This is a genomic window from Halobellus rufus (genome assembly GCF_000739575.1).
GTDB lineage: Archaea > Halobacteriota > Halobacteria > Halobacteriales > Haloferacaceae > Haloquadratum > Haloquadratum rufum.
Map to the genome: position 1 here is coordinate 1 of NZ_BBJO01000027.1, position 1,640 is coordinate 1,640.

Annotated in this window: 1 pseudogene; it reads left to right on the forward strand. The window is 52.0% G+C overall.

Going from position 1 to position 1,640, the window contains the following annotated elements:
• Positions 1–229: 229 nt before the first annotated feature.
• Positions 230–1,640: pseudogene (locus ACP99_RS11725) on the forward strand (Eco57I restriction-modification methylase domain-containing protein); the annotation flags it as partial.

Sequence of the window (1,640 nt, forward strand, 5' to 3'; positions counted from 1 at the left end):
TTCTAGATTCTAACTCCCAGCCTTGTCCTTCAGCTTCGAGCCGTTGGAAATACTCAATGCATTGCATCAACTGAGCGTGTCGCTGTTGGCCGTTTTCGACTTGTTCTGCGGATGTCGGTGAAATACGAGTTGCTTCTCGTGCTGTACCTAACAAGTGTATTGGCCAGTTCAGTCGAAAGTCACCCTCATACCCCTCATTTTCATATGAGTAAAGCAAGTTTCAGGTGGTATGACTCTCCAGCAAATCACCGCATCCGATATTGCGGGCTGGGACTCTCTACGGGATATCGCGAACTCATTTGAAAAGCGCGGGCTCAAACCACGCCCGAAACTAGGTGACGACAACGAACTCGTGGTCCAGCTTGATGATGACGAATTCATCGTTATTGTCAATGCGGGCCCCGGCGAGACAGCCACAGATTTCAAACCGGAAAATCGCTCACGACACACCAACCTCGTTGCCACCAACGATTTCGAGAATTTTACTTTCATCACGCGAGTTCGGAGCTGGGAGGGGCAGCAGCACGGTCGAATTAAGCATCAGAAGATTTCGTTCTCGAAGGAACAGTTCACGAGGGACAGCGGAGAGAAGAACACTATTCTCCAGAAACTGAACTCGATTGAGTACGGTTCTGCTGCTGCGATTTATGATACGCTATACGACACGCAGCAGGTCGTCAAGGAGTTCTATGAACAGTTCGAGGAACTCCGGACAGATCTCATTCAAGAGGTCACGGGCATTCCCAACGATCGTGGTGATGCGAAGCAACGATATGTGCAGGTCATTCTTGACCGGATGATCTTCCTATACTTCATCCAAGAAAAGCGCCTCCTTGATCGGAACCCGAATTACCTTCACGAACAGCCGAATGAAGTCGTTGACCAGGGTGGTGACCACTACGAAGAGTTCTACGACCCGCTTTTCTTCGAATACTTGGCAGAAGACAAGCAGAATCCTGACTTCGGTAGTCTTCCGTACCTGAACGGTGGCTTATTCGCAAGGAACCCTGTCGAAGAGGAGTTCCAGAACGTGAAGTTAGGCGGCTCTGCCGAGGAAACAAACGAGCTCTTCGACGATATCCTCGACTTCCTCTCCGATTGGAACTGGAACGTCGACGAACGACTCGATATCGTTGATCCCAAGAACCTCTCCCCAGCGATTCTGGGCCACATCTTCGAGCAAACGGTCAATCAGAAGGAGATGGGAGCGTACTACACACCCGAAGAGATCACGGGGTTCATGGCCCGGCGGACAATCCATCCGTATCTTCTCGATCAGCTCAACGAGGCTGTGGGCGCGGACTACGACGAGATCGACAACGTGTTCGGCTTCCCCGTGCCCGAGGCAGATACTACCACAGAAGCTGTTGCCGATGGCGGAACCATAACTCAGCAGGTTCCGACGGAAAACGTTCAGACCAGCCATGTGGAGACTCTCTACCACGATATTCTGAAGGAAGCACACGTTCTCGACCCCGCCGTTGGAAGTGGCGCCTTCCTGCTCGCCGCACAGGAGGTTCTGATGGACCTATACATGCAATGCATTGAGTATTTCCAACGGCTCGAAGCTGAAGGACAAGGCTGGGAGCTGGAGATCACCGACTGGCCCACTCGACGATGTACAGCACGTACGTCGAGCA